The sequence below is a fragment of the Gloeobacter kilaueensis JS1 genome (assembly GCF_000484535.1).
Classification (GTDB): domain Bacteria; phylum Cyanobacteriota; class Cyanobacteriia; order Gloeobacterales; family Gloeobacteraceae; genus Gloeobacter; species Gloeobacter kilaueensis.
Map to the genome: position 1 here is coordinate 2,853,597 of NC_022600.1, position 21,450 is coordinate 2,875,046.

The 21,450-nt window shown below is 59.0% G+C and carries 22 protein-coding genes, 1 tRNA gene and 1 pseudogene; 6 read left to right on the forward strand and 18 right to left on the reverse strand.

The features are described 5' to 3' along the window. Nucleotides 1–8: 8 nt before the first annotated feature. From GKIL_RS13260 to GKIL_RS25305, 9 genes are all read right to left on the reverse strand, one after another. A complete protein-coding gene (locus tag GKIL_RS13260; RefSeq protein WP_023174160.1) occupies nt 9–1,361 on the reverse strand; it encodes a UDP-N-acetylmuramoyl-tripeptide--D-alanyl-D-alanine ligase in 1,353 nt (450 codons plus the stop codon). Nucleotide 1,362: 1 nt separating this feature from the next. After that, a complete protein-coding gene (locus tag GKIL_RS13265; protein WP_023174161.1) occupies nt 1,363–2,052 on the reverse strand; it encodes a J domain-containing protein in 690 nt (229 codons plus the stop codon). A gap of 78 nt (nt 2,053–2,130) precedes the next feature. Continuing rightward, the gene (gene kdpC, locus GKIL_RS13270) at nt 2,131–2,697 is read right to left on the reverse strand and encodes a K(+)-transporting ATPase subunit C (protein ID WP_023174162.1); all 567 of its coding nucleotides are present in this window, start codon (nt 2,695–2,697) and stop codon (nt 2,131–2,133) included. 18 nt (nt 2,698–2,715) lie between these two features. Continuing rightward, nucleotides 2,716–4,800: a potassium-transporting ATPase subunit KdpB gene (gene kdpB / locus GKIL_RS13275; RefSeq protein WP_023174163.1), complete on the reverse strand. Its 2,085-nt coding sequence runs from the start codon at nt 4,798–4,800 to the stop codon at nt 2,716–2,718. A gap of 9 nt (nt 4,801–4,809) precedes the next feature. Next, nucleotides 4,810–6,537 (reverse strand): potassium-transporting ATPase subunit KdpA, encoded by a 1,728-nt coding sequence (kdpA, locus tag GKIL_RS13280; protein ID WP_023174164.1) that lies wholly within the window; start codon nt 6,535–6,537, stop codon nt 4,810–4,812. Between the two features lie 12 nt (nt 6,538–6,549). Further along, complete coding sequence (kdpF, locus tag GKIL_RS23660) at nt 6,550–6,639, reverse strand: K(+)-transporting ATPase subunit F (RefSeq protein WP_023174165.1); 90 nt, start codon at nt 6,637–6,639, stop codon at nt 6,550–6,552. Nucleotides 6,640–6,845: 206 nt separating this feature from the next. Then, the gene (gene kdpA / locus GKIL_RS13285) at nt 6,846–8,552 is read right to left on the reverse strand and encodes a potassium-transporting ATPase subunit KdpA (RefSeq protein WP_023174166.1); all 1,707 of its coding nucleotides are present in this window, start codon (nt 8,550–8,552) and stop codon (nt 6,846–6,848) included. A 37-nt stretch (nt 8,553–8,589) separates the two neighbouring features. Next, nucleotides 8,590–9,168: a potassium-transporting ATPase subunit KdpC gene (kdpC, locus tag GKIL_RS13290; RefSeq protein ID WP_023174167.1), complete on the reverse strand. Its 579-nt coding sequence runs from the start codon at nt 9,166–9,168 to the stop codon at nt 8,590–8,592. An 8-nt stretch (nt 9,169–9,176) separates the two neighbouring features. Continuing rightward, on the reverse strand, nt 9,177–9,353 hold the full coding sequence (locus GKIL_RS25305) for a hypothetical protein (RefSeq protein WP_023174168.1): 177 nt from the start codon (nt 9,351–9,353) through the stop codon (nt 9,177–9,179). 253 nt (nt 9,354–9,606) lie between these two features. Here GKIL_RS25305 and GKIL_RS13295 point away from each other — a divergent pair, with 253 nt between their 5' ends. Next, nucleotides 9,607–10,965, forward strand: a complete 1,359-nt coding sequence (locus GKIL_RS13295) for a DUF2254 domain-containing protein (protein ID WP_223173768.1) — start codon at nt 9,607–9,609, stop codon at nt 10,963–10,965. 8 nt (nt 10,966–10,973) lie between these two features. On the opposite strand, the gene GKIL_RS13300 is transcribed toward GKIL_RS13295, so the two are convergent. The 5 genes from GKIL_RS13300 to GKIL_RS13320 form a co-directional block, all read right to left on the reverse strand. After that, the gene (locus GKIL_RS13300; protein ID WP_023174170.1) at nt 10,974–11,876 is read right to left on the reverse strand and encodes a tetratricopeptide repeat protein; all 903 of its coding nucleotides are present in this window, start codon (nt 11,874–11,876) and stop codon (nt 10,974–10,976) included. Nucleotides 11,877–11,985: 109 nt separating this feature from the next. Next, nucleotides 11,986–12,297, reverse strand: coding sequence for an RNA recognition motif domain-containing protein (locus GKIL_RS13305; protein WP_223173769.1), 312 nt, complete (start codon nt 12,295–12,297; stop codon nt 11,986–11,988). Between the two features lie 144 nt (nt 12,298–12,441). After that, nucleotides 12,442–13,128, reverse strand: a complete 687-nt coding sequence (locus tag GKIL_RS13310) for a response regulator (protein ID WP_023174173.1) — start codon at nt 13,126–13,128, stop codon at nt 12,442–12,444. A 60-nt stretch (nt 13,129–13,188) separates the two neighbouring features. Beyond that, nucleotides 13,189–13,671 carry an NAD-binding protein gene (locus GKIL_RS13315; protein WP_023174175.1) on the reverse strand — a complete coding sequence of 161 codons (483 nt, stop codon included), beginning with the start codon at nt 13,669–13,671 and terminating at the stop codon, nt 13,189–13,191. Between the two features lie 168 nt (nt 13,672–13,839). Then, the gene (locus GKIL_RS13320) at nt 13,840–14,046 is read right to left on the reverse strand and encodes a hypothetical protein (protein WP_023174176.1); all 207 of its coding nucleotides are present in this window, start codon (nt 14,044–14,046) and stop codon (nt 13,840–13,842) included. A gap of 158 nt (nt 14,047–14,204) precedes the next feature. Here GKIL_RS13320 and GKIL_RS13325 point away from each other — a divergent pair, with 158 nt between their 5' ends. The 4 genes from GKIL_RS13325 to GKIL_RS13340 all read left to right on the forward strand — a co-directional run bounded on the left by GKIL_RS13325 (nt 14,205) and on the right by GKIL_RS13340 (nt 18,324). Further along, nucleotides 14,205–15,263 carry a sensor histidine kinase gene (locus GKIL_RS13325; RefSeq protein ID WP_023174177.1) on the forward strand — a complete coding sequence of 353 codons (1,059 nt, stop codon included), beginning with the start codon at nt 14,205–14,207 and terminating at the stop codon, nt 15,261–15,263. Nucleotides 15,264–15,283: 20 nt separating this feature from the next. After that, nucleotides 15,284–15,964 (forward strand): response regulator, encoded by a 681-nt coding sequence (locus GKIL_RS13330; protein WP_023174178.1) that lies wholly within the window; start codon nt 15,284–15,286, stop codon nt 15,962–15,964. Further along, complete coding sequence (locus GKIL_RS13335) at nt 15,961–18,222, forward strand: universal stress protein (protein WP_023174179.1); 2,262 nt, start codon at nt 15,961–15,963, stop codon at nt 18,220–18,222. The genes GKIL_RS13330 and GKIL_RS13335 overlap by 4 nt, the downstream gene beginning before the upstream one ends. A gap of 29 nt (nt 18,223–18,251) precedes the next feature. Next, nucleotides 18,252–18,324 (forward strand) — tRNA-Arg (locus tag GKIL_RS13340). A 51-nt stretch (nt 18,325–18,375) separates the two neighbouring features. Here GKIL_RS13340 and GKIL_RS24825 read toward each other — a convergent pair. From GKIL_RS24825 to GKIL_RS25920, 3 genes and pseudogenes are all read right to left on the reverse strand, one after another. Beyond that, complete coding sequence (locus GKIL_RS24825) at nt 18,376–19,212, reverse strand: hypothetical protein (RefSeq protein WP_023174180.1); 837 nt, start codon at nt 19,210–19,212, stop codon at nt 18,376–18,378. Nucleotides 19,213–19,905: 693 nt separating this feature from the next. After that, nucleotides 19,906–20,334 (reverse strand): hypothetical protein, encoded by a 429-nt coding sequence (locus tag GKIL_RS13350; RefSeq protein ID WP_041243939.1) that lies wholly within the window; start codon nt 20,332–20,334, stop codon nt 19,906–19,908. Nucleotides 20,335–20,421: 87 nt separating this feature from the next. Then, nucleotides 20,422–20,496 (reverse strand): annotated as a pseudogene (locus GKIL_RS25920) (hypothetical protein); the annotation flags it as partial. A 111-nt stretch (nt 20,497–20,607) separates the two neighbouring features. Between GKIL_RS25920 and acpS the strand changes: the two are divergent. After that, nucleotides 20,608–20,997: a holo-ACP synthase gene (gene acpS / locus GKIL_RS13355; RefSeq protein ID WP_023174182.1), complete on the forward strand. Its 390-nt coding sequence runs from the start codon at nt 20,608–20,610 to the stop codon at nt 20,995–20,997. Between the two features lie 10 nt (nt 20,998–21,007). On the opposite strand, the gene GKIL_RS13360 is transcribed toward acpS, so the two are convergent. Continuing rightward, the gene (locus GKIL_RS13360; RefSeq protein WP_023174183.1) at nt 21,008–21,385 is read right to left on the reverse strand and encodes a hypothetical protein; all 378 of its coding nucleotides are present in this window, start codon (nt 21,383–21,385) and stop codon (nt 21,008–21,010) included. Nucleotides 21,386–21,450 lie beyond the last annotated feature (65 nt).

Sequence of the window (21,450 nt, forward strand, 5' to 3'; positions counted from 1 at the left end):
GGCCTGTTCTATGACTTTTCGTCCTGCAACAACTGCTGCAGATGGGTCAAAGCCACTTCGAGGCCAACGGCCCTGGACGCCTTAAATAAAATCCGATCGCCCGGTTGCGCCGTCGCCGCCAGATACGTGGCGATTGTCCGGTGATCGGGCAGGGAAGTGCTTGCCATCCCCTGGGCCCCTGCGAGCAGCGCAGCCGTATCCTCCCCCGCCTCCAGGACCACCAGCTCATCGATCCCGAGAGCACGGCATTGCTTGCCTAGCCGGTGGTGCAGCGCGTAGCTGAAATCGCCTAACTCGCGCATCTGACCCAGTACGGCGATGCGGCGTCCGCCCGGCAGTTGGGCGAGCCATTCGAGGGCGGCGCGGGCCGACTCCGGGGCGCTGTTGTAAGTTTCGTCGATGAGTTGTATGTCTTCAGACAGCGTCAGCAGGCGGCTACGGCCCTCCGGCAGTTGCAGGTCTTTTAGGCCGGAGCGCACCTGTTCCAGATCCAGCCCGAGCTGAACGGCGACGGCGAGGGCGGCGATAAAGTTGAGCAGATTGTGGCGGCCCGGCAGCGGCGGCACAAAAGGAACGCCCCGCACCCAGAGCAACTGGCCGTCGAAGTGGCCGGTCAGATCGGCGTCACTGCCTTCTAAGCCAAAAGTCTGCACCCTGCCTCCCCAAAAGCGGCGGGCCGTCGCCAGCAGCCTCTCATCCTCGGCGTTGAGGATGGCAACCCCTATATCGGTGGCAAGAGCCGCCAACAGTTCGCACTTGGCGGCGGCGATCGCCTCGTAGGAACCCAGCCGTCCGATGTGGGCGCTGCCGATGTTGGTGATGAGTCCGACCGTAGGAAGTGCGCAACGGGCGAGCCGGTCGATCTCGCCGGGTCCGCGCATCCCCATCTCGACGACGCAGAAGCGATGAGCAGCGTTCAAGCCCAAAAGCAGCTTCGGCACCCCGACATCGTTGTTTTCGTTTTTGGGCGGAGCGAGCACCGGACCGGCGGTGGCGAGTACGGCGCGGATGAGTTCGCGGGTGGTGGTCTTGCCCACCGAGCCGGTAACGGCGACCACCGGCAGCGCGAAGTGCTCCCGCCACCAGCGGGCCAGCGCCTGGTACGCGATGAGCGTATCGGCGACCAGCAGGTGGGGCTGCGGTACGGGCCGCTCGACGATGGCGAGAATGGCTCCCTGCTCGAACGCCTGCCCTACGTAGTCGTGGCCGTCGAAGCGCTCGCCCCTCAGCGCCACAAAGAGCGACCCGGCCCCCAGGCTGCGCGTGTCGGTACTGACGCCCCAGACGCGCTCCGGCAACTGCCCGCCCCCAAGAACGGCGGCAAGTAAGGCTCCAAGTGCAGCGGTCTCGATCGTAAACACCTCAGAACGCCGCTGTGCGCAGCAGCCGTTCAGCCGCCTTGACGGCCTGGCCTCGCAGATCCCAGGCGATGCTCATCAGTTCCTGGCCAACGTGCAGGTGCTGGTAGTCGTAGTTCTGGGTAAAGTAGCGCAACTCGTCGAGGGCGTCTCCGAGTTGATTGAGGCCGTGAAACAACAGCTCCGCCACCAGCGCCGCCCCGGCGGGATTGGGTCTTGAAGCGAAGAGGGTGCGCGCCTGCTGGTAGTACTGCTGGCTGCGCTGGAGGTACGCCTCGAACTGGCCTATCAATTCGTCGTCGTAGGGGTCGTAAGAAAGTTCGTCCAGCTGGCGCTCAAAAGGCCGCACCACCTTCTGGATAGCGGCACTCACCGGCTGGTAGATTTCTTTGAGCCAACTCAGCCGCTCGTTGTCCTCGGAGACTCCCCGGCCCGCCGGAGCGCGGGGCACCGTCTGGGTAGCGGTCACTCCCCGCTCGCTGTCGCGGGCCAAAAGCCGGTCGTAGGAGCGCCGCCGCTCCGGTTCGCTTAAAACCTCGTAGGCTTCGTTGAGCGAAACCATCCGCTGATGACCGGCAGGCGCACCGGTATCGGGGTGGTGCTGCTTGGCCAGTCGCCGGTAGGCAGCGCGGATCTGCTCCGTCGTCGCCGACGGGTCGATGCCCAGGGTCTGGTAGTGCGTCGGTTTATCCACCTCACCAGTTTAGGCGTTCGAGATACGCCGCGAATGTTCGCAGGCGGCAATCGGCGCGCTGCTTTGAGAGCCATTCATCTAGGGCTTGAGTTGATCGAGGGCGAGATTCAGGGCCAGAACATTGACGCGGGGTTCACCAAAGATATTGAGAAACCGGCCCTCCGTATGGGCGGCGACAAGTTGCCTCACGAGTGCCGGATCGAGGTTGCGCGCCCGGCCCACCCGGCCCACCTGCACCTCTGCTCCTGCCGGGGTGATATCCGGGTCGAGCCCCGATCCCGACGTCGTAACGAGGTCGATGGTCGGCTTGCTGCCGTTTTCGGTGGTGAGGGCAGTGACATCGCCCTGTACCCGCTCGATCAGCTTTTTGTTCGTCGCCCCGTACTGACTGGCTCCGGAAGCTTCTGCCTTGTAGTCGATCGAACTGGGCCGGCCATGAAAGTAGCGCGGCGAGGTGAACTTCTGGCCAATCAGGGCGGAGCCCACCGCCTCGCCTCTGGCATCTGTGACCAGCGAACCGTTCGCCTGACGGGGAAAAGCGAGCTGGGCGAAGACGGTGACGATGAGCGGATAGGCAAGGCCGCAGGCGATCCAGAAGAAGATCGTCATCCGCACGCTGGTCGTGATTTCTTTAAGAGCAGACATCACTCAGGTTCTCCAGTATTAAACGAGGCCAACCGCGCTCACCAGCACGTCGATGAGCTTGATCCCGATAAAAGGAACGATCAGACCCCCGACGCCGTAGATGAGAATGTTGCGCGTCAGTAGCTCGTCGGCGGTGAGGGGCTTAAATTGCACCCCGCGCAGAGCAAGCGGGATGAGCGCCGGAATAATCAAGGCATTGAAGATCAAAGCCGAAAGAATCGCCGAAGTCGGGCTGGTGAGGCCCATGACGTTGAGGGCTCCAATGCCCGCAGCCGAGAACATCGCCGGGATGATCGCGAAGTACTTGGAGACGTCGTTGGCGATGCTGAAGGTCGTGAGGGCACCACGGGTGATCAAAAGCTGCTTGCCGATCGTCACCACGTCGATGAGCTTGGTCGGGTCCGAATCGAGATCGACCATGTTGGCCGCTTCTTTGGCAGCCTGGGTGCCGGAGTTCATCGCCACCCCCACATCCGCCTGCGCTAGAGCCGGTGCGTCGTTGGTGCCGTCGCCGGTCATCGCCACGAGCTTGCCCGCAGCCTGGTTTTCGCGGATCACCCGGATCTTGTCCTCGGGAGTCGCTTCGGCGATAAAGTCGTCTACCCCTGCCTCGGCGGCAATCACACTGGCGGTAATCCGGTTGTCGCCGGTGAGCATGATCGTCTTGATGCCCATGCGCCGCAACTCCTCGAAGCGCTGGCGGATACCGGGCTTGACGATGTCTTTAAGATAAATGACGCCATAAATTTCTGTGCCCTGGCAGACGGCGAGCGGCGTGCCTCCCAGGCGCGAGACCCGCTCGGTGGCCGCTTCGAGATCGGCGGGCACCCGGCCCCCCTGGGCAATCACAGAGCGCTTGATCGCATCGACCGCTCCCTTGCGCACGCTGCGGCCATCGGCAAAATCCGTCCCGCTCATCCGGGTCTGGGCGGTAAATTCGATCCCCACGGCCCCCTCCGGGCTGTAGCCCCCCACTGCTCCCAGTTCACCTGCCAGGCGCACCACCGACTTGCCCTCGGGTGTGGTGTCAAAGAGCGAAGCGGCCCAGGCGACGTTTGCCACCGCCAGCGGGCTGTGATCGCCCACAGGGACAAATTCGTCCGCCAGGCGGTTTCCGAGGGTGATCGTGCCGGTCTTGTCGAGGATCAAAGTGCCCACGTCCCCCGCCGCCTCTACCGCCTTACCGGAGGTGGCGATCACGTTGAACTGGGCGACGCGGTCCATACCGGCGATACCGATGGCACTGAGCAGCCCCCCGATCGTGGTCGGAATCAGGGCCACCAGCAGCGCCACCAGCGTCGCGATGCTCACTGGAGCCTGGACAAAGTTGGCAAAGGGCGGCAGGGTGGCGACGACGATGAGAAAGATAAGCGTCAGGACCGCCAGCAGAACGGTGAGGGCGATCTCGTTGGGGGTCTTCTGCCGCTTTGCCCCCTCCACCAGGGCAATCATCCGGTCGATGAACGCCTCGCCCGGATTGGCGACGATGCGGATGCGCAGGGTGTCGGAGAGGATGCGCGTCCCGCCTGTCACCGTACTCGCCACATCCGAGCCGGGTTCTTTGATAACTGGAGCGGACTCGCCTGTGATCGCCGATTCGTCCACCGAGGCGACGCCGTCTAGAACTTCGCCGTCGCCGGGGATGAGATCCCCAGCTGACACCAGGACGACATCCCCCTTGCGCAGTTGGGTGGAGGAGACCTCCTCGATCTGCCCGTCCGCTGCCACCCGCCGGGCGAGCGTATCCTGCCTGGTGCGGCGCAGCGCGTCCGCCTGGGCTTTACCCCGTCCCTCGGCTACCGCCTCGGCAAAGTTGGCAAACAGCACCGTCACAAACAAGATTGCCGTGATCAAAGCGTTGAGCAACCGCGAATTGGATTGCGCGCCGAAGAGATCCGGTTGGAGGGTGATGGCGAGGGTGACGAGGGTGCCCAGGGCAACGACGAACATCACCGGATTTTTGTAGAGCGTCAGCGGGTTGAGCTTGACAAACGACTCGACGATCGCCCGCTGGTAAATCCCCGTACTATCCGTAGTACGCCGTTTGAGGGAGCGGCTGGTAGCGGAAGCAACGGGACTTTGGGGTCTATTTTTCAGTTGCATGACAGGTTCCTAAAACGTCTTACCGGCGAGATTGGCGAAGAATTCGGCGATCGGCCCCAGGGCGGCAATCGGAAAGAGCGTCAGTCCACCGAGGATGAGGATCGTACCGGCGGTGACCGCTCCAAAAAGGGGCGTATCGGTGCGCAGGGTGCCGGGAGTCTCCGGCACCGGCTGTTTTTTCTGCAGGCCGCCCGCCAGAGCCAGCAAGGCGATGATCGGTGCGTAGCGCCCCAGAAGCAGAACGAGCGCACAGGTGAGGTTCCACCAGGGCACGGCACTGGTCAGACCGCCCAGGCCGGAGCCATTGTTTGCGGCTGCCGAAGTGTACTCGTAGAAGGGCTCCATAAGCCCGTGGTAGGACGGATTGCCAAGGGAGATGAGCCCAGGGATGGCCACGGCGATCGCTGTCGGCACTTTGGTGATGATGGGCTGAATAAGAAAGATCACGCTTGCAAGCGCGACTTCCCGCTTCTCGATCTTGCGACCAAAGACTTCCGGGGTCCGCCCGACCATCAAGCCGGTGACAAAGACAGCGATGATCAAGAACACCAGGATGTAGGCGAGTCCGGTGCCCTGGCCGCCCCAGATCACCTGCATGAACATGTTGAAGATCGTTGCCAGCAGCGCCAGGGGCGTCAGCGAATCGTGCATCCCATTCACTGCTCCGGTCATCGTCCCGGTGGTGGAGGTGGCAAAGAGGGCAGTCTGTGCCCAACCAAAGCGGACCTCCTGGCCCTCGAAGTTGGGATTGGCACTGCCTAGAACGGCATTCAAGGTTGGATTGCCAAAAAATTCGCTGGTGGCGGCGACACCGACCAGGGCGACAAACAGCACGAAGATGGTCCAGAAAATGACCCAGCCCTGCTTCTTGTTGCCCGCCATGACCCCGAAGGTGTAGATGAAGGCGGTGGGAATCGAGAGCATCAGCAGGATCTGCACCAGGTTGGTAAAGGGGTTGGGATTTTCGTAGGGGTGAGCAGAATTGACGCCGTAGGAGCCGCCGCCGTTTTCACCCAGTTGCTTGATGCTCTCCATCGAGGCGAACGGCCCGGTAAAGAGTTTCTGGGTGGCGACGGTCCCGGTCTTGTTGTCCACCGTCGTCTGATAGGGGTCGGTGAGCTTTACCTCAGTCAGGGCGCTCAAGTTCTGCGGCACCCCCTGGCTCAAGAAGACGACCGCAAAGACAATCGAGATCGGCATCAAGATCCGCGAGATCGAGCGGGTGAGATCGACGTAGAAGTTGCCCATGGGCCGACCAAGAAGCCCACGGATAAAGGCAACCCCCACCGCCAGACCGGTTGCAGCCGAGGTGAACATCAAAAATTGCAGCCCGGCCATCTGGGCAAAATGGCTCGTCCCCGTCTCGCCGGAATAATGCTGCTGGTCGGTATTGGTCAAAAACGAGATCGCCGTGTGCAGAGCCGTATCCGGGCTCATCCCGGCAATCGCATTCGGATTGAAGGGCAGGCTTCCTTGAAACAGCAAGATCGTGAAGACCGGCACGAACATCGCGAGGTTGCTCACCAGCACCGCGCGCGCGTAAGTCCACCAATCCATATCCGCCGCCGAATCGACTCCCCCCAACCGGTACACCAGCCCCTCGATCGGATCAAAGAGCGGATCGAGCCAGGTCCGCTCGAACTGAAAGACCCGCGCCATGTACGTTCCAAACAAAGGCACGATCGCCACCATCAAGGCGATCGTGACCGCAATCTGCAAAAAACCCTCAGTGGCCATTGCCTGTCTCCCCTAAAACCATTCCGGCTTGACCATGACCACCAGCAGGTAGACGGCCAGACCAACAGTCATCACCAACAGCAATCCCAGCGGCAGCGTCATGCACGGTACTCCTGATTCAAAAACGCTTCGATTTCTCCATTGATTCACACCAATTTTGGCCGTTACAACTGTGAAGAAACATCTCTGGTTCGGCGATATATATCAGTTGATATATGCGCCACTTTCGAGCAGAATATCTGCAAACTTGCAGGCCCAAATTAAGATGCAGGGCTCCTCAATCTTGCTGCAGTGGAGCGAGAGGTTATTTACCAGTTGAGGCGAACGTGCTCGGCGATGGGACCAAGGGCGAGCACCGGAAAATAGCTCAGGCCACCGGTGATGAGTATGACTGCGATCAAAAAGCCAGCAAACTGCGGCGTCGCTGAGGGCAGGCTGCCAGAAGTGGCAGGACGGCGGACCTGTTTTGCGAATTGCCCTGCGAGTGCCAGGGCAATCACACCCTGGCCAAAACGGCCCAGCATCATCGCAATCGCGGTGGTCAGATTGTAAAAGGGGCTATTGGCATTCAGACCGGCAAAGTTCTGGCCGTTGTTGGCAAAGCTGCTGCTATAGGCGTAGAGAATTTCGCTGAAGCCGTGAAAGCCGCTGTTGGTGACAAGCCCTGCTCGGCCTTCGGCGGTGCTCACAGCCAGGGCCGTGAGCGACAGCACCGCCAACGGCCCAAGCACGATGTAAAGAGCGACGAGCTTGATTTCCACGATGCCGATGCGCTTGCCCAGATATTCCGGTACGATCCCCACCATCAGGCTGGCGACAAACAGCGCCACTACCTGCACGACGATCAGGCTATAGAGGCCCGTGCCCAGTCCGCCGTAGATAATTTCACCCAGGAGCATATTCACCAGTGGCACCGCGCCGCCCAGCGGCAGGTAACTGTCGTGCATCGAGTTGTAGGAGCCGGTAGCCCCGTTGGAGGTCGTGATCGCTCCCAACACCGAACCGCCGATGCCAAAGCGGACCTCCTTGCCTTCCAGGTTGCCGTCGGGCAGGATATTGGCGAGTGCGGCAATTTGTGGATTGTTCGCCTGCTCTATCCAGCCGCAGGCCAGTAGACCAAGCAGGAACAACACCGTCATCACCCCGAAAAGCATCCAGCCTTCCCGTGGCCGCCCGATGAGCCGCCCGAAAGTGCAGGTCAAGGCAGCAGGCAGAACGACGATGGCCAGCATTTCCAGAAAATTGCTCAGCGAAGTCGGGTTCTCGTAGGGATGGGCGGCATTGACGTTGAAGAACCCGCCGCCGTTGGTGCCCAAATTTTTGATGAATTCAAGGGCAGCCACCGGTCCCTGGGCGATCACCTGCTGTCGGCCTTCGAGGGTGGTAACGGCAGTATAAGGATCAAAGTTGAGGGGTACACCCTGCCAGACCAGTACCAGACCGCCTGCCAGAGACAGTGGCAACAACACCCACAGCGACGCGCGGACAATGTCTACCCAAAAATTTCCCAGTTCTGTACTTTGCTGCCGGGCCAGACCGCGAATAAAGGCAATCCCCACCGCCAGCCCGGCAGCCCCGGCCAGAAAGTTTTGAGCGCTCAGCCCCACTATCTGGCTGATATAGCTCATCGTCGTCTCGCCGCCATATGCCTGCCAGGTGGTAGTCGTGGCGAAGCTAATCGCTGTGTTCGATGCCAGATCGGGGGTGAGCGGTGTCGTCAGATAGCTCGCTGGTCCTCCAGGAAGCACCGACTGCAGGCGCAGCAATCCATAGAGCACCAGCGAACCGCCCAGGCCAAACAGAACAAAGCACAGGGCGTAGCGCTTCCAGTCCATCTGCTCGGAGATATCGACGCCGAACAGCCGCAGGAGCCAGCGCTCCACCGGTCGTAGCAGCGGATCGAGCAGGGTCTTTTCGCCCTCGAAGACTAGAGCGAGGTAGGTGCCGACAGGCTGAACCAGCAAGGCGACCACCAGCAAGAAGATCCCGTACTGCAGCAAGTTCGCCCCACTCATCGATCGTCAGTCCTCCAGAATGCAGGTAACAGGGCGCTCATCGGCTCCCCAGCGCGTCGAGGGCCAGATTAAGCTGCAGAACATTCACCTGCGGCTCACCCAAAAAGCCCAGCACTCGCCCTTCGATCTGCTGTTCGACCAGAGCGTGGACACGGGCAGGTGCGAGACTGCGGGCACGGGCCACTCGCCCAGCCTGATAGTGGGCCGCCGCCGGAGAAATATCCGGATCGAGCCCGGAGCCCGAGGCCGTTATCAAGTCGATAGGTACGGGCGCGGTGTTGGTCGGATCGGTGGCCCGCAGGTGAGCAATGCGCCCGCGCCCCTCCTGGGTCAGCTTCTCGTTGGTAGGCCCGAGGTTAGAGCCCGACGAAGCAGCCGCGTTGTAGGGCGCAGGGGTTGTGGCCGAAGGGCGGCTCCAGAAATAGCGTGGGGAGGTAAATTCCTGGCCGATGAGTCGGGAGCCGACGATCCGTCCGTTGCGGGTTACCAGACTGCCGTGCGCCTGAAAAGGAAAAGCCAGACTTGCTATCCCCGCGAGCAGCAGTGGATAGACGATGCCGGTGAGCAGCGTTAGAACCATCACCGACAGTAGCGCTGGCCGAAGTTGCGTCCACATAAGTCTCTCTACTCAGAACGTGCGGCGAGGGCTGGTTCTTCGGAGCCGGTGGACACTTCGTCAGAATCTGCCACCAGTGCCTGCTCGGTCGCCGGCTCTACCGCCAGCCATCCGCAAAACACAACCAGTGCCCCCGCCCCGGCGAAGAGCGCCAATATCCAGAGCAGGCAAACAACGTCCGCCATCCGCTTTCCCTCTTTGGGCCGCTTTCTTTATTAGATAGCGGCCTCTGCGCCGGCAACGAGCCACCCGCCAAAGTGTAGCGGAACGTTCTATATCACCCAGTGTGGATTGCAGGGACATCAAAATTTCGTCAAGACCAGCACAATGAGACTTTCGACCGTCTAGGATCAGCTTCGGGTTATTGGGGCGGGAGTGATAACGGGAGACAGCTCGGGGTGCTTCCGCGAGCACGCAACCATGTTTACAGAAGCAAAGGTGAAGATCGAACTGCTCAAACGGCGTTTGCAACATAAGAGCTTTCTTCTGCTTCGCTGGCAGGAGAGGTTGCTCGCTGGCTACTGGTTCGTGCCGTCGTCAATGGCGATCGCGGCTGTCGCGCTATCAAGCGTTATGCTCGCCATCGACAGGCTCAATACCGCTCCGTGGACGGGCCTGATCGCAGAAGGCTATTTCGGCGGACCAAACGGTGCCTTGATGCTGCTTTCTACCGTGGCCGGTTCAACGATCACCGTTGCTGGCACGGTATTTTCGGTCACCCTTGTCGCTCTAGCTCTCGCCTCGCAGCAGTTTGGGCCACGGGTACTGCGCAACTTTATGCAAGATATTCATTACCAATCGGTGCTGGGCACCTTCGTCGCGACGTTCATCTACTGCTTACTGATTCTGCGCACCGTTCGGGTGGACCCGCCCGGCACCTTCGTCCCGCATCTTTCGGTAGCAGTGGCCATTCTGCTTGCCCTGGCGGGCATTGTCGTGCTCATCTACTTCATCCACCATGCTGCCACTTCGATCAATGCCTGGCATATTATCCGGGAAATCAGCGGCGAACTAGAGGAAAATATTATCTATATGTTTTCTGGAGCACTTGGCCAGGCTGGCTCGACTACTCGATCAGGCGATAGGATCGATCGCAAGGACGCTCAGCAAGGCCGGTCTATTCCGGCACAGGTGAGCGGCTACATTCGCTCGATCGATTACCAGCATCTGCTTCGCCTTGCAAGAGAACACGATCTCTTGCTGAATGTATGTTTGCGCCCTGGCAAATTTGTCGTTTCTGGCAGTGAACTTGCAATTGTCTGGCCTGCAGAGCGCGCTTCCCGCCGACTAATCGTACAGATCAGCGAGGCTTTTATTCTGGGTCGGGAGCGCACACCTTTTCAAGACGTCGAGTTTTCGATCAAGCAGCTGGTGGAAATTGCGATTCGCGCTATCTCGCCTGCGATCAACGACCCTTTCACGGCGATCCGCTGCATCGACCAGCTCTGTGCGGCCCTCTGCAGCCTTGCTGAAAAAGACTTTCCCTCTGGCCGCATCTACGACGGCGACCATCGCCTGCGGGTGATGGCCGACCAGGTAACGTTTCTTGAATTGCTCGACGACGCCTTCCACCAGATCCGCCAGTACAGCCGTACAGACGTAGCCGTAACGATCCGGTTGCTAGAAGCGATCACTACCATTGCTGAACATGCCCATTTGGACATGAACCGAGCCGCCCTGCTGCATCATGCTGAAATGATTGCATCTAGCCAGACCGCCCAGATTTACGAGCCATTCGACCGCGAGGACATCGCTCGACAGTACGGCTTAGCGCTGCAGACCTTGCAGCAAAAGTGAATGGCCCTTTACGTCCCGCAGCGCTCGCGGGTGAGTTTGCTGGTGCGCAGATTCTTTAACCACAGCAGAATGCTGCGGCAGCCAGCCCGGTCTCCCTGTCTATAAAGCCGCTCCGCCACTATGAGCAAATCCTCAAAAATTCCACAGCACTCGCTCAAATCTGGTAGAGAAGCGGATCGGTCCACTGCACAAATAAGACGAATTGCCTGACGGAAGTCTTCGATTGCTTCCAGCAGCCTGTCTGTACTGAAGTAGGTAAAGGCGCGGTTGTAGTAGGCTTCTGGTCTACCGGGATTGAGCCGCAACGACTGGGTATAGTCGGCAATCGCTGCTGAGTCTTTTCCCAACTGGCTATGACACAGCCCACGGTTGAAGAACGCCTCCCAATCGTTCGGAGCAAACCGGATCGCCTCACTGAAGTCGGCGAGCGCCCGGTTGTAATGTCTGAGATCCCAGTACACGGAGCCGCGATTGTAGTACGACTCGGAATCTTCCGGGTTCAAGCGGATTGCCTTGTTAAAGTCAGATAAAGCGCCTCGCTTGTCCCCCAGCCTGTCACGGGCCACTCCCCGATTGAACTGGGCACCGGCAAATGCTGGAGCCAGCCGCAACGCCTGAGTGTAATCGTCGATTGCTCCCTGACAATCTCCGACGTGCAACCGGGCGGTACCACGGTTGTTGAGGGCGAGGGCGTCTTTTGGAGCAAGCCTTATAGCCTCGGTATAATCGGCGATCGCTCCGTGCCAATCATCGAGTCCCTGGCGAGCAACACCACGATTAACGTAGGCACTGATAAACCCCGGCTCGAAGAGCAAGGCATAGTTATATTCGACAATCGCCTCACCGTGTTCTCCTTTACGCAACCAATCGTTGGCGAGCTGAAAATGGGTTTGTGCCCCTTTAGATTGCATGATGGTTTCTCCATTCCTGCCAACAGCCAATACCTGCTCAGTGCTCTTTTAAGTGGAAATACCAGATAGCAAGAGCAACCGCTGCAATAGCTAACATTGAAGTTTTCTCCTAGGATGCGTTGTCTTGGCGCAATTTGATCGAGATGCGAGGAGTGGCTTTGACCACGTATAGGCAACGTCCCATCCACTCAGTAGCATCTAGAAGACGAACGGCCTTTTCTTCATCCTCGCCGTTGTTCAAGTTTACAAAAGCATAACCGTGAGCACGACCAGTCTCTTGCTCCCTGGGCAGCATGAGCTGTTCAAGAACACCGTAGCCTCGGAAAAGAGATTCAATCGCTTTCTCTGTCACACTTGTGGACAAGTTTCCGACGTAAATAGTCATGGAGTTGACCAGAATCAGGGTTTCTTTGACGAACAACTGTGATGTAGTTGGTTGTCTATTCTATTGAATCGCGGCTCTGCTCAAGAAAGTATCAAGCTTGGCTTCTTCTGGGTAAGTGAACTGTAAAATCGGTGCTTTCCGTTGTGTGCGAATGGACCTGAAAAAGTGAGAAACGTCTCTTCAATCGGATTTGAGTCGATAGCCCACTCTAGGTTCGGTAACCAGATGACGTGGCCTGGCGGGATCGGCTTCCAGTTTGTGCCGCAACTGCGCCATGTATACGCGCAGGTAGTGACTTTCTTTGGCATAGGACAATCCCCAGACTTCAGTCAGCAACTGCTGGTGAGTGAGAACTTTGCCTGCCTGGCGCATCAGGGTGACCAGCAGTTTGTATTCGAGGGGAGTGAGATGCACCTCCCGGTCGGCGGCGAAGACCCGCCGGTGTTCGATGTCCACGAGCAAGTCACCGGCGCGAAACACCGCTTGTCCCTGCTCAAGTCTGTTGCGAACCGAGCGGCGCAGGGCGACGCGCATCCGGGCGAGCAGTTCTCCCGCGCCGAACGGTTTGGTCAGACAATCATCCGCGCCCGCATCCAGAGCAGTGATCTTGTCGTCTTCCTTGTCGCGGGTCGAAAGCGCGATGATCGGTACCTGCGTCCATTCCCGCAATTGCCGAATCACCTCTAGCCCATCGACATCCGGCAGGCTGAGAGCCAGTAAGATCAATTCTGGTCGTCGGGTTGCTACCTGAGAAATTCCCTCGCGACCAGTTGCTGCCTCGATAAGCTTGTAGCCACAATCTAGTAGAGCGGCTTGTAAAAAGTGGCGGATTTGCCAATCGTCTTCGATGATCAAGATGATACTCAAGGTGATTGCTCTCTTGTTGGAAGGCTCGGCTGCTGGATGTTGCAATGGCGGCAGCGTTGGTCACGGAGGGCTCCAGTGCTCTGGACCTTGCCTGCTTTTCTCTGCGGCAGATTCAAAAGACAGCAGCATCAAGACGGCGGCTGAAGCGAATGTTTCAGGCGGGATGTAGAGAGGAGCGGGAATCACCTTATCGACCGAACGCAGGAATGCCAGTCGCTTGGTATCCTCCACGCGCAGACAGATCTTGACTTTTGAGCTGACGTAACGAGCGGTAAGAGCGCAGGTGAGATTGGTGAGATCGTCACAGGTACAGGGAACCACCCAGTCCGCCGCACGACCCAGCAGGCCAGTGTGAATCACACCGTTGAGCGTGTGACGATTTAAGCCATTGCCCGCGACGACAACCCGACCGAACTTAGCGGCAAGTTCACCTGCCCTCTCGGGGTCCGCTTCGAGCAGGGTGATTTTGTGGTTCTGCTCGAGCAGCGTGTGGGTAAGCGCAACACCGTAGCGCCCTCCACCAACCACGACAATACGGCTCATCTGGGATCTCCTTTCAAAAAGATGCAGCCAAGTAAAACCAGCAGCCATCAAAGCAGCAGAAATCTGAAGACTCTTGGCGATATATATCAGTTGATATATGCGCTACTTTCGAGTAGATCATTTTCAAGCTTGCAGGCCCAAATTGAGGTTCACAGGCCATCTTCTGCCTCAATCGTCGGCAATCGAACCTGATTTGACGGCCAGTTGCTTTTCGGTGCGCTCCTCCTGCAGGCGCTCGCGCTCGCGCTCGATCCGGCGGCAGGTGCGCAGGGCCCGCGCCTGGGGATTATCGAAGACCAGGGTGGCGATATAAAAGGCCCAGAGCGCGATGAACAACCAGACCCATTGATGCTCGGCGGGCAAGGACGTACCCATGAGAAATACCTGAACGCTTGATTCCATTCACCGACAGCACAGGATGCATCAGCAACAAAACAAGAGCAGCTTTAACCGGCTGATATATGCCCAAGAAATCGGCCATCGTCAGGATCTGCCTGTAGTGTTATCAAAGAAGAAAGAACGTCTTGATAGCGATGGTTCGATTCAATCCGGTTGCGGTGTATATCGCCTTGATTTTGCTTGCGATTGTCGCGGTCGAATTCTCGACGCCGCCGGAGTACATCCTGGGCTACCTCTACGTCGGTCCGATCTTGCTCTCCAACTGGTTTCTCAGCCGCCGCGCCACAGCCTGGGTAACCGGGGGCAGCGTTGTGCTGACCCTCGCCAACTTGATCGTGCCGGGTTTTGATCCGCCCAGTTCGATTGCCCTGGTAGACCGGCTGATCACCGTGGCCGCCCTGCTCACCGTCGCCTTTCTGGCGGCGAGCTACCGCCACATCCAGGAGGAGTCGCTCCATCAGCGCGCCCGCATCGAGACCCAGGAACAACTGGCCCAGGTGCGCGCCGACTTTATCGCCACCCTCACCCACGACCTGCGCACGCCGCTTTTGGGCACCCAGAGCACCCTCGCTTTTTTCAAAGACGGGCAGTTCGGTCCTACCACTGCCGGGCAGCAGGAGGTGCTCGCCGTGCTCCAAAAAAGTAACAGCCAGCAACTGGCGATGGTCGAGATGCTGCTGTCGATCTACCGCAACGACGAGCGCGGCCTGGTCCTCGAGCGCCACTTTATCGATCTCGACGAACTGTGCGCCGAGCAGTTGACGCTGCTGCAGGATCTGGCGATGAGCCGCCAGATCGATCTGCGCTACGAGGGAATCGAAGGGGCGCGCCTGGCGGTGGACGGTATGCAGTTGGGGCGGGTGGTGGCTAACCTGGTGAGCAACGCGATCAAGCACACCCCCCGCGAAGGCGAGGTGGTCGTCCGATTGCTGCACCGTCCCCGCGAGTACTGTCTGCTCGTCGAAGACACCGGTTCAGGCATAGCCGAAGCCGACTTGAGCCGTATCTTTGAGCGGTTTTACCAGTCGGACGGCACCCGCGATGTACCCGGTACGGGCCTGGGACTCTATCTTTCCCGCCAGATCGTCGAAGCCCACGGCGGGCAGATCTGGGCGGAGAATCGATCCACTGGCGGCTGCACCTTCGGGGTGAGCCTGCCGGTCGCCTCCCAGGCGGCGGTTTCTGTTGTCTAAAGAAGCGAGCACCCAGGGCAATGGCCTCCAGACCAACTGTACTACTGGTAGAAGACGACCCGGTTTTCCGCATGGGCCTCAGCCTGCTCCTCAAGAGCAGCCCGCGCTGTGTGCTGGTGGGCGAGGTCGAAGACGGCGAATCGGCCCTTAAATTTGTTCGCCGCCAGCCTGTGCAGGTGGTGCTGCTCGATATCGGCCTGCCGGGGCTGGGGGGCGAGCAGACGCTCCGGCAGCTCAAGCAGAGCCACCCCGAGATCAAAGTGCTCGTGCTCACCAGCCGCGACGAAGCGCGGTTGGTGCAGAAGATGGTCCAGGCCGGGGCGGACGGCTACTGCCTCAAGGGCATCGCCCCCGAGCACCTGCTCAGGGTGATCGAGGAGGTGAGCGCCGGCCACGGCTGGTTCGATTCAAAAGTCCTCGCCGAGTTGCGCGAAGCGCTTGGCTCCGCCGAGCAGAACCTGGCCGGTCCCACCCAGACGGTAAGCCTGAGCGAGCGCGAGCGCGAAGTGCTGCAGTGGATCGCCCGTGGGGCGAGCAATCCCGAGATTGGCCGCCACCTGCACATCTCCAGCGGCACCGTGCGCGTCCACGTCCACGCCATCTTGAGCAAACTCGGAGCGAGCGACCGCACCCAGGCGGCGGTGATCGCCATCGAGCGAGGACTTTTGCCCTACAATTCCACCGAGCAAAATTCACCATGATCAGACAATCCGACGAGCAGCCCGATCCGGAGACGCTGCTGCGCACGCTGCTGGAATTTTCGCCCGGACGGTTCAAGCTGTACCTGGGCTACGCGCCCGGCGTCGGCAAGACGCTGCGGATGCTGCAGGAGGCGCAACTGTTGGTCTGCCGGGGCGTCGATCTGGTGGTCGGCATCGTCGAGACCCACGGGCGGCCCGAGACAGCCCGGTTGCTCGAAGGTCTGGAGGTGGTGGATCCCCGGCGCGCACTCCACCAGGGCGTCACCCTCGAAGAGCTGGATCTCGAAGCGGTGCTCGCCCGCCGTCCAGCTACGGTGATCATCGACGAGCTGGCCCACACCAACGCCCCTGGCAGTTCCCACACCAGGCGCTACGAAGATGTGGAGGCGCTGCTGGCCGCCGGGATCAGCGTCATCTCGACGATGAATATCCAGCACCTGGAGAGTGTCGCCGAGACAGCTGGACGGCTTATCGGTTTTGCTGTCCACGAGCGCGTGCCGGCGCGGATCGTCCAGGCCGCCGACGAAATCCAACTGGTAGATACGAGTCCCGAAAAACTGCTCGAACGGCTGGCCCAGGGCAAAGTCGATGCGCGCTTCCAGGCAGGAGGCCAGTTTTTTCGCTCCAGCACGCTGGTCTATCTGCGGGAACTGGCATTGCGCACCGTCGCCGGACTGGTGGACGATGCGATTCTCGTCCGGCAGGGCAGCGGTGTGGCGGGACCGGCGGGGGTGCGCGAACGGCTGCTGGTGGCGGTGAGCACCAACCCGTCCTCGGCGCGGCTCATCCGCCGGGGCGCTCGGATTGCAGAGCGCTTCGACGGCGAGCTATTTGTCGTCTACGTCGATGCCGGCAATACCCCGAGCGCTGAGCAACAGCGGACCCTCGCGGAGCACCGGCAGCTATGCGAGCGGGCTGGGGGCAACTTTGTGGTCCTGCAGGGACACAATATCTCTCAGGCGCTGGTTGGCTTTGCCCTCGAAAAACACATCACCCAGGTGATCTTAGGCGAGTCGATGCGCACGCCGGTCGAGCAGCTGTTGCGCGGTTCGGTGATTAACGATCTGTTGCGCTCTACCAGCAACTTAGATGTCCTGGTCGTCGGTGAGACCGAATCGGTGGGGCCGCTGCCGCCACCGGCGAGTCCGCCCGTACCCAGCCACACCTGCTTTTTACCCGCTGCGCTGGAGCGGCAAACCCGAGGCTGTGGCCGCCACAAGATCTACCTGGGCGCGGCTCCCGGCGTCGGCAAGACCTGTGCCATGCTCCAGGAGGCCCACGACCTCAGCGCTGCCGGGGTCGATGTGGTCTGCGGCCTGATTGAAACTCACGGACGGGCGGAGACAGCCGCCCTGATTACCGGGCTGGAGGTGATCCCGAGGCGTCAGCTCACCTACCGGGGCCGCGCCTTCAGCGAATTCGACCGCGAGGCGGTACTGGCACGCCGTCCAGCGATCGTTCTGCTCGACGAGTTGGCCCACACCAACCTGCCCGGCCTCGGCACCGCCAGGCGCTACCAGGATGTCGAAATTCTCCTGGCTGCCGGGATCGATGTGATCTCGACCCTCAACATTCAGCATCTCGAAAGCCTCAACACTCTAGTCGAGCGCACCACCGGCGTGCGGGTGCGCGAAACCGTTCCGGATCTGGTGGTCGAATGCGCCGACGAGGTGGTGCTCATCGATCTCACTACCGACGAATTGCAGCGGCGGCTGCGCGAAGGCAAGATCTACGCTCCGGCCAAGATCGAACAGGCGCTGAGCCATTTTTTTCGCGCCGAAAATTTGATCGCCCTTAGAGAACTGGCTCTAAGAGAGGTGGCCGACGACTGCACGGCCCGCAAATTCGATACAGCCACACCCACCGAAGAGCGCGTGCTCGTCTGCACCAACCTCAGGTCCAACGCCCAGCAACTGATTCGCCGGGGGGCGCGCATCGCCCGCAGGCTGGGCGCTGCCCTCGTCGTCACCTATATTCAGACGACAGGTTCGGCCTTGAGCGAGGCCGAAAAACGGCAACTCGATGGCGTGCGTCGGCTGAGCGCCGAACTCGGGGGCAGCTTTATCGAGCTGTCGGCCAGCAACGTCGCTGAGCGAATCGTAAGTCTTGCCCACGAGCAGGCGGCCACCCTTCTGGTGCTGGGCGAATCGCGCCGCTCCCATTTGGAAAAACTCCTGCACGGCTCGGTGATCGAGCAGGTGCTCAGGCGCACGCGCAACCTCGACACGCTCATCGTCGGCAACTTCGAGCACGAGTAACCAACCAGGCAGATTAAAATGCAAAAGGCGCGCCCGTGGCTCAGGGGATAGAGCATTCGACTTCTAATCGAACGGTCACAGGTTCGAATCCTGTCGGGCGCATCGCACAGAATATATTTGATGAGCGAACTCATTGCCGATGTACTTGCTGATCTATCCTTGATTAGAGAACAGTATAGCTTTCGTGAAATACAATCTGTTCACAGCGCCACTACCGGCACCTGTTTGCTGAGATACATAGTAGACGATTCTCAAGACATCGTTCTCTGAAACTTTCACCTTTTCACCAAAACCTACAGGAACAGATCGGATCTGCTTTGCACTTCCATATTTACAAGATTCAGCCCAAACTAGCTGATTGCCAACCCATATTTCCACTTGAAACTCGACCTGAGGATCACCATAAGACGTATCAGATAGGCCAAACTGCAGCAGAAATCCTTTTTCAGTCCCGTCTAACCGAAACTCGATCTGCTTTTTAGGCTGGTTTAAATAACTACTTACACTGAAGACTGTGTCATAAACCTTGCCCCTAACGGGAACGCTACCCGTTTGAAAAACAATGTTGTCTTCCCCCAGTATAAGTCGGTTCTGCATCCGAATACCACTAGTGTCAATACCTTCTAACTGCAAAGGCGGAGCTTTGAATCCTTCTTGAGGGAAGTATCCGGGGAGTTCATCGTTGCTTTTTATATTAATTGTGACTGTATCGGCTTTTATATCTCTTACGGCAGCCCCCGTGTTAGAGTCTATTGTTGTACCTGAACCGCCCGTTGTAACTGGGCTGTTGGTATTATTTCCTGTTTGTGTCTCAGATATATTACTCGGACTGCCGGAACCTGATGTAGTGGCAGTCGTCTGTGAACGATTACCCGTTGAAAGAAAGTAAATACCGCTTCCTGCTGCAACAATAGCTGCTACTCCGGCAAGAATTTTAGCAAGAGCTTTGTCTCCGGGCTGCTTGTTTTTCGGCTGTTTGAGATCAGTCATGCTGTCCTCCAAACTCATATTGTTTTCAGAAGTACGTCGGTATTACAGGTTCTGGGAGGGGGAAGGAAATTTCTCACAAAAAAGATAGGAGTGTACCTTTTAAACCTTTATGCATTTTTTCTGAAATTATGCACCTTCTTCAAAAGCTGAGTAGACAGTTCTGCCAAGTTGCTCTCTGCAAATCGATTTGCTGATATCCTAATGCTGCAACGTTTGACCAATGCTCGAGCAGGCTGATTCTTCGACCTCCTCTGGGAACAGCGGTAAGCACCATCAGACAAGCAGGTAAACTCCCACATAAAGTTGTAGCGGCCCTCTGGGATCTGCGCTGTTCAGGTGATTGCTGGGTGCTTTGGGAGCAGTACAACAGGTGAACAATACTCCAGCGATTGATGGGGCTGTTCCTGGTTGTAGTGACACACTTAGCAACTGAGCATTGCTTGGGTCTGTGACAACGATTCAAACCGATGCTGCCCGGTGCACTCCTTCTTGAAATGCCCGACTTAACCTCTCGAGCATGCCGTTCTGCTCGATCGTGTACGGGGCGTGATAAACTCCTGCATCAACCCGTAAGATTTCACCGTACGAGTGTGGCTGGTGAACACTAAGCCGTTATCACCGTGAAGCACTAGCAGCCCGCTCACCACCTTGCCAAGGATGCCGAAGCGGTGAATCAATGCGACAGTGACCATCCTACTGCTGGCCGTCCTGCCCGCCCTTGAGGATGTCGAGTACTCGCTGGTTCTCTGTCTGTAGTTCCCGGATCTCCGACTGCATCGCGTCGATGCGCTGGAACGTGGCAAGGGCAATCCGGCTCACCTGCTCCACCATGCGGGTTAAGTCGCTCACCCGCTCAGAAAGAATGTTCACTCGCTCGGTGAGGTCGTCCATTCGCTGATTTGAGGCGGTCTGGGCTGCTTCCAGGCGGGAGATGGCGGTGCTGTTGGCATCTGTGCGAAGCGCCAGATCCGCAATGGCGAGGCTGTTGGCATCGACCTGACGCTGGGTGGCCGCTATCTGCTCGCTGTTAGAAGCGACGATCGCCTCTACGCGATCCAGCCGCTCTCTCCAGTTCTCGGGCTGCTCGCCTGCCCCCCGAATGGGCGGGTTGGTGCTAGTCATCTTTGCTCTCCTGGTCTCCGTTGGGGATGTACTCGAGAGCTCGCCGGGCTGCAGATGGTAGGTCCGACAGATCGCATCGATGACCTCTGGCCGGGGGATAACGTCCGGATGGTTGTAGAGGCGGTAGGCCGTACTTTGAGCAACACCAAGGTTCCGCCCCAGAACTGGTAATTCGAAAGCAGTCTAACTCGCTCCTGCCCCGATCTTCTAGAATCGAACGGTCACAGGTTCGAATCCTGTCGGGCGCATCGCAAGCCTGTCTCACCGCTTCCAATGGTCTTTCTTCACCGCGTCGGCACCGACCTCGTCTATATTCCCCGGATCGCGGATCTTTACGAGCGCTACGGCGAGCAATTTCTCGACCGCGTCTACACCGAGCACGAACAGGGCTACGCCCTCTCAGCAAAGCGCCACCTGGCAAGTCGGCTGGCAGGAAGATGGGCAGCCAAGGAGGCGGTGAGCAAGGCGCTCGGTACCGGTTGGCGGGGAGTGGGCTACCGGGACATCGAGGTAGTGCGTCTGGGTTCCGGTGAACCGACGATTCACCTGCACGGCAGGGCCGCCCGGCGGGTAGAACGCTATGGCCCGCTCGATTGGCAGGTCAGCTTCAGCCACGACCGCGACTACGCCGTTGCCACCGTGTCGGTGCTGAGCAAGCTTTGAGAATTGGGTCTCAGGCGATCAGTCGGCCCTCGATCAAACTGCGTTCGAGCCAGAGCAACAAAAAGAAGGCTCCGGACAACAGCAGATGATTGCCCACCCAGGCGTAGGCGTGATCTTGAGCGTCCGGAGATTTGAGGTGCCGATCGATGAGGTACCAGCTCATCCCGATCCAGCCCACCGAGATGCCGATCGCCGGAGCGTCAAAGACGTGGACCAGCTCGATGTAGGCCCAGCCCAGACACAGATAGATCACCGCCAACAGCCAGCCAATCAACGGACGATACTGATCGTCGGGAAGCAGGGCCAGGGCGTTGAGAAAGCGGCCATCCACCGCCCGGATCGCTCCACCAATTGCCACCACATAGCTTCCGTAGATCAGTGTTTCCATAGAGCTGGCCTGTTTAAGTACTTCTCCCTATTATTAGGTGAGCGAAGGCTCAAAAGTATGTAAAT

Excerpts from the sequence above, each read along its gene's own strand:
- GKIL_RS13350 (WP_041243939.1), bottom strand. The coding sequence starts at position 20,334 with ATGACTAGCACCAACCCGCCCATTCGGGGGGCAGGCGAGCAGCCCGAG.
- kdpA (WP_023174166.1), bottom strand. The coding sequence starts at position 8,552 with ATGAGTGGGGCGAACTTGCTGCAGTACGGGATCTTCTTGCTGGTGGTC.
- kdpC (WP_023174167.1), bottom strand. The coding sequence starts at position 9,168 with ATGTGGACGCAACTTCGGCCAGCGCTACTGTCGGTGATGGTTCTAACG.
- acpS (WP_023174182.1), top strand. The coding sequence starts at position 20,608 with ATGGTCTTTCTTCACCGCGTCGGCACCGACCTCGTCTATATTCCCCGG.
- GKIL_RS13315 (WP_023174175.1), bottom strand. The coding sequence starts at position 13,671 with ATGAGCCGTATTGTCGTGGTTGGTGGAGGGCGCTACGGTGTTGCGCTT.
- GKIL_RS13330 (WP_023174178.1), top strand. The coding sequence starts at position 15,284 with ATGGCCTCCAGACCAACTGTACTACTGGTAGAAGACGACCCGGTTTTC.
- GKIL_RS24825 (WP_023174180.1), bottom strand. The coding sequence starts at position 19,212 with ATGACTGATCTCAAACAGCCGAAAAACAAGCAGCCCGGAGACAAAGCT.
- GKIL_RS13335 (WP_023174179.1), top strand. The coding sequence starts at position 15,961 with ATGATCAGACAATCCGACGAGCAGCCCGATCCGGAGACGCTGCTGCGC.
- GKIL_RS13325 (WP_023174177.1), top strand. The coding sequence starts at position 14,205 with ATGGTTCGATTCAATCCGGTTGCGGTGTATATCGCCTTGATTTTGCTT.
- kdpA (WP_023174164.1), bottom strand. The coding sequence starts at position 6,537 with ATGGCCACTGAGGGTTTTTTGCAGATTGCGGTCACGATCGCCTTGATG.
- kdpF (WP_023174165.1), bottom strand. The coding sequence starts at position 6,639 with ATGACGCTGCCGCTGGGATTGCTGTTGGTGATGACTGTTGGTCTGGCC.
- kdpC (WP_023174162.1), bottom strand. The coding sequence starts at position 2,697 with ATGTCTGCTCTTAAAGAAATCACGACCAGCGTGCGGATGACGATCTTC.
- GKIL_RS13360 (WP_023174183.1), bottom strand. The coding sequence starts at position 21,385 with ATGGAAACACTGATCTACGGAAGCTATGTGGTGGCAATTGGTGGAGCG.
- kdpB (WP_023174163.1), bottom strand. The coding sequence starts at position 4,800 with ATGCAACTGAAAAATAGACCCCAAAGTCCCGTTGCTTCCGCTACCAGC.
- GKIL_RS13300 (WP_023174170.1), bottom strand. The coding sequence starts at position 11,876 with ATGCAATCTAAAGGGGCACAAACCCATTTTCAGCTCGCCAACGATTGG.
- GKIL_RS25305 (WP_023174168.1), bottom strand. The coding sequence starts at position 9,353 with ATGGCGGACGTTGTTTGCCTGCTCTGGATATTGGCGCTCTTCGCCGGG.
- GKIL_RS13320 (WP_023174176.1), bottom strand. The coding sequence starts at position 14,046 with ATGGGTACGTCCTTGCCCGCCGAGCATCAATGGGTCTGGTTGTTCATC.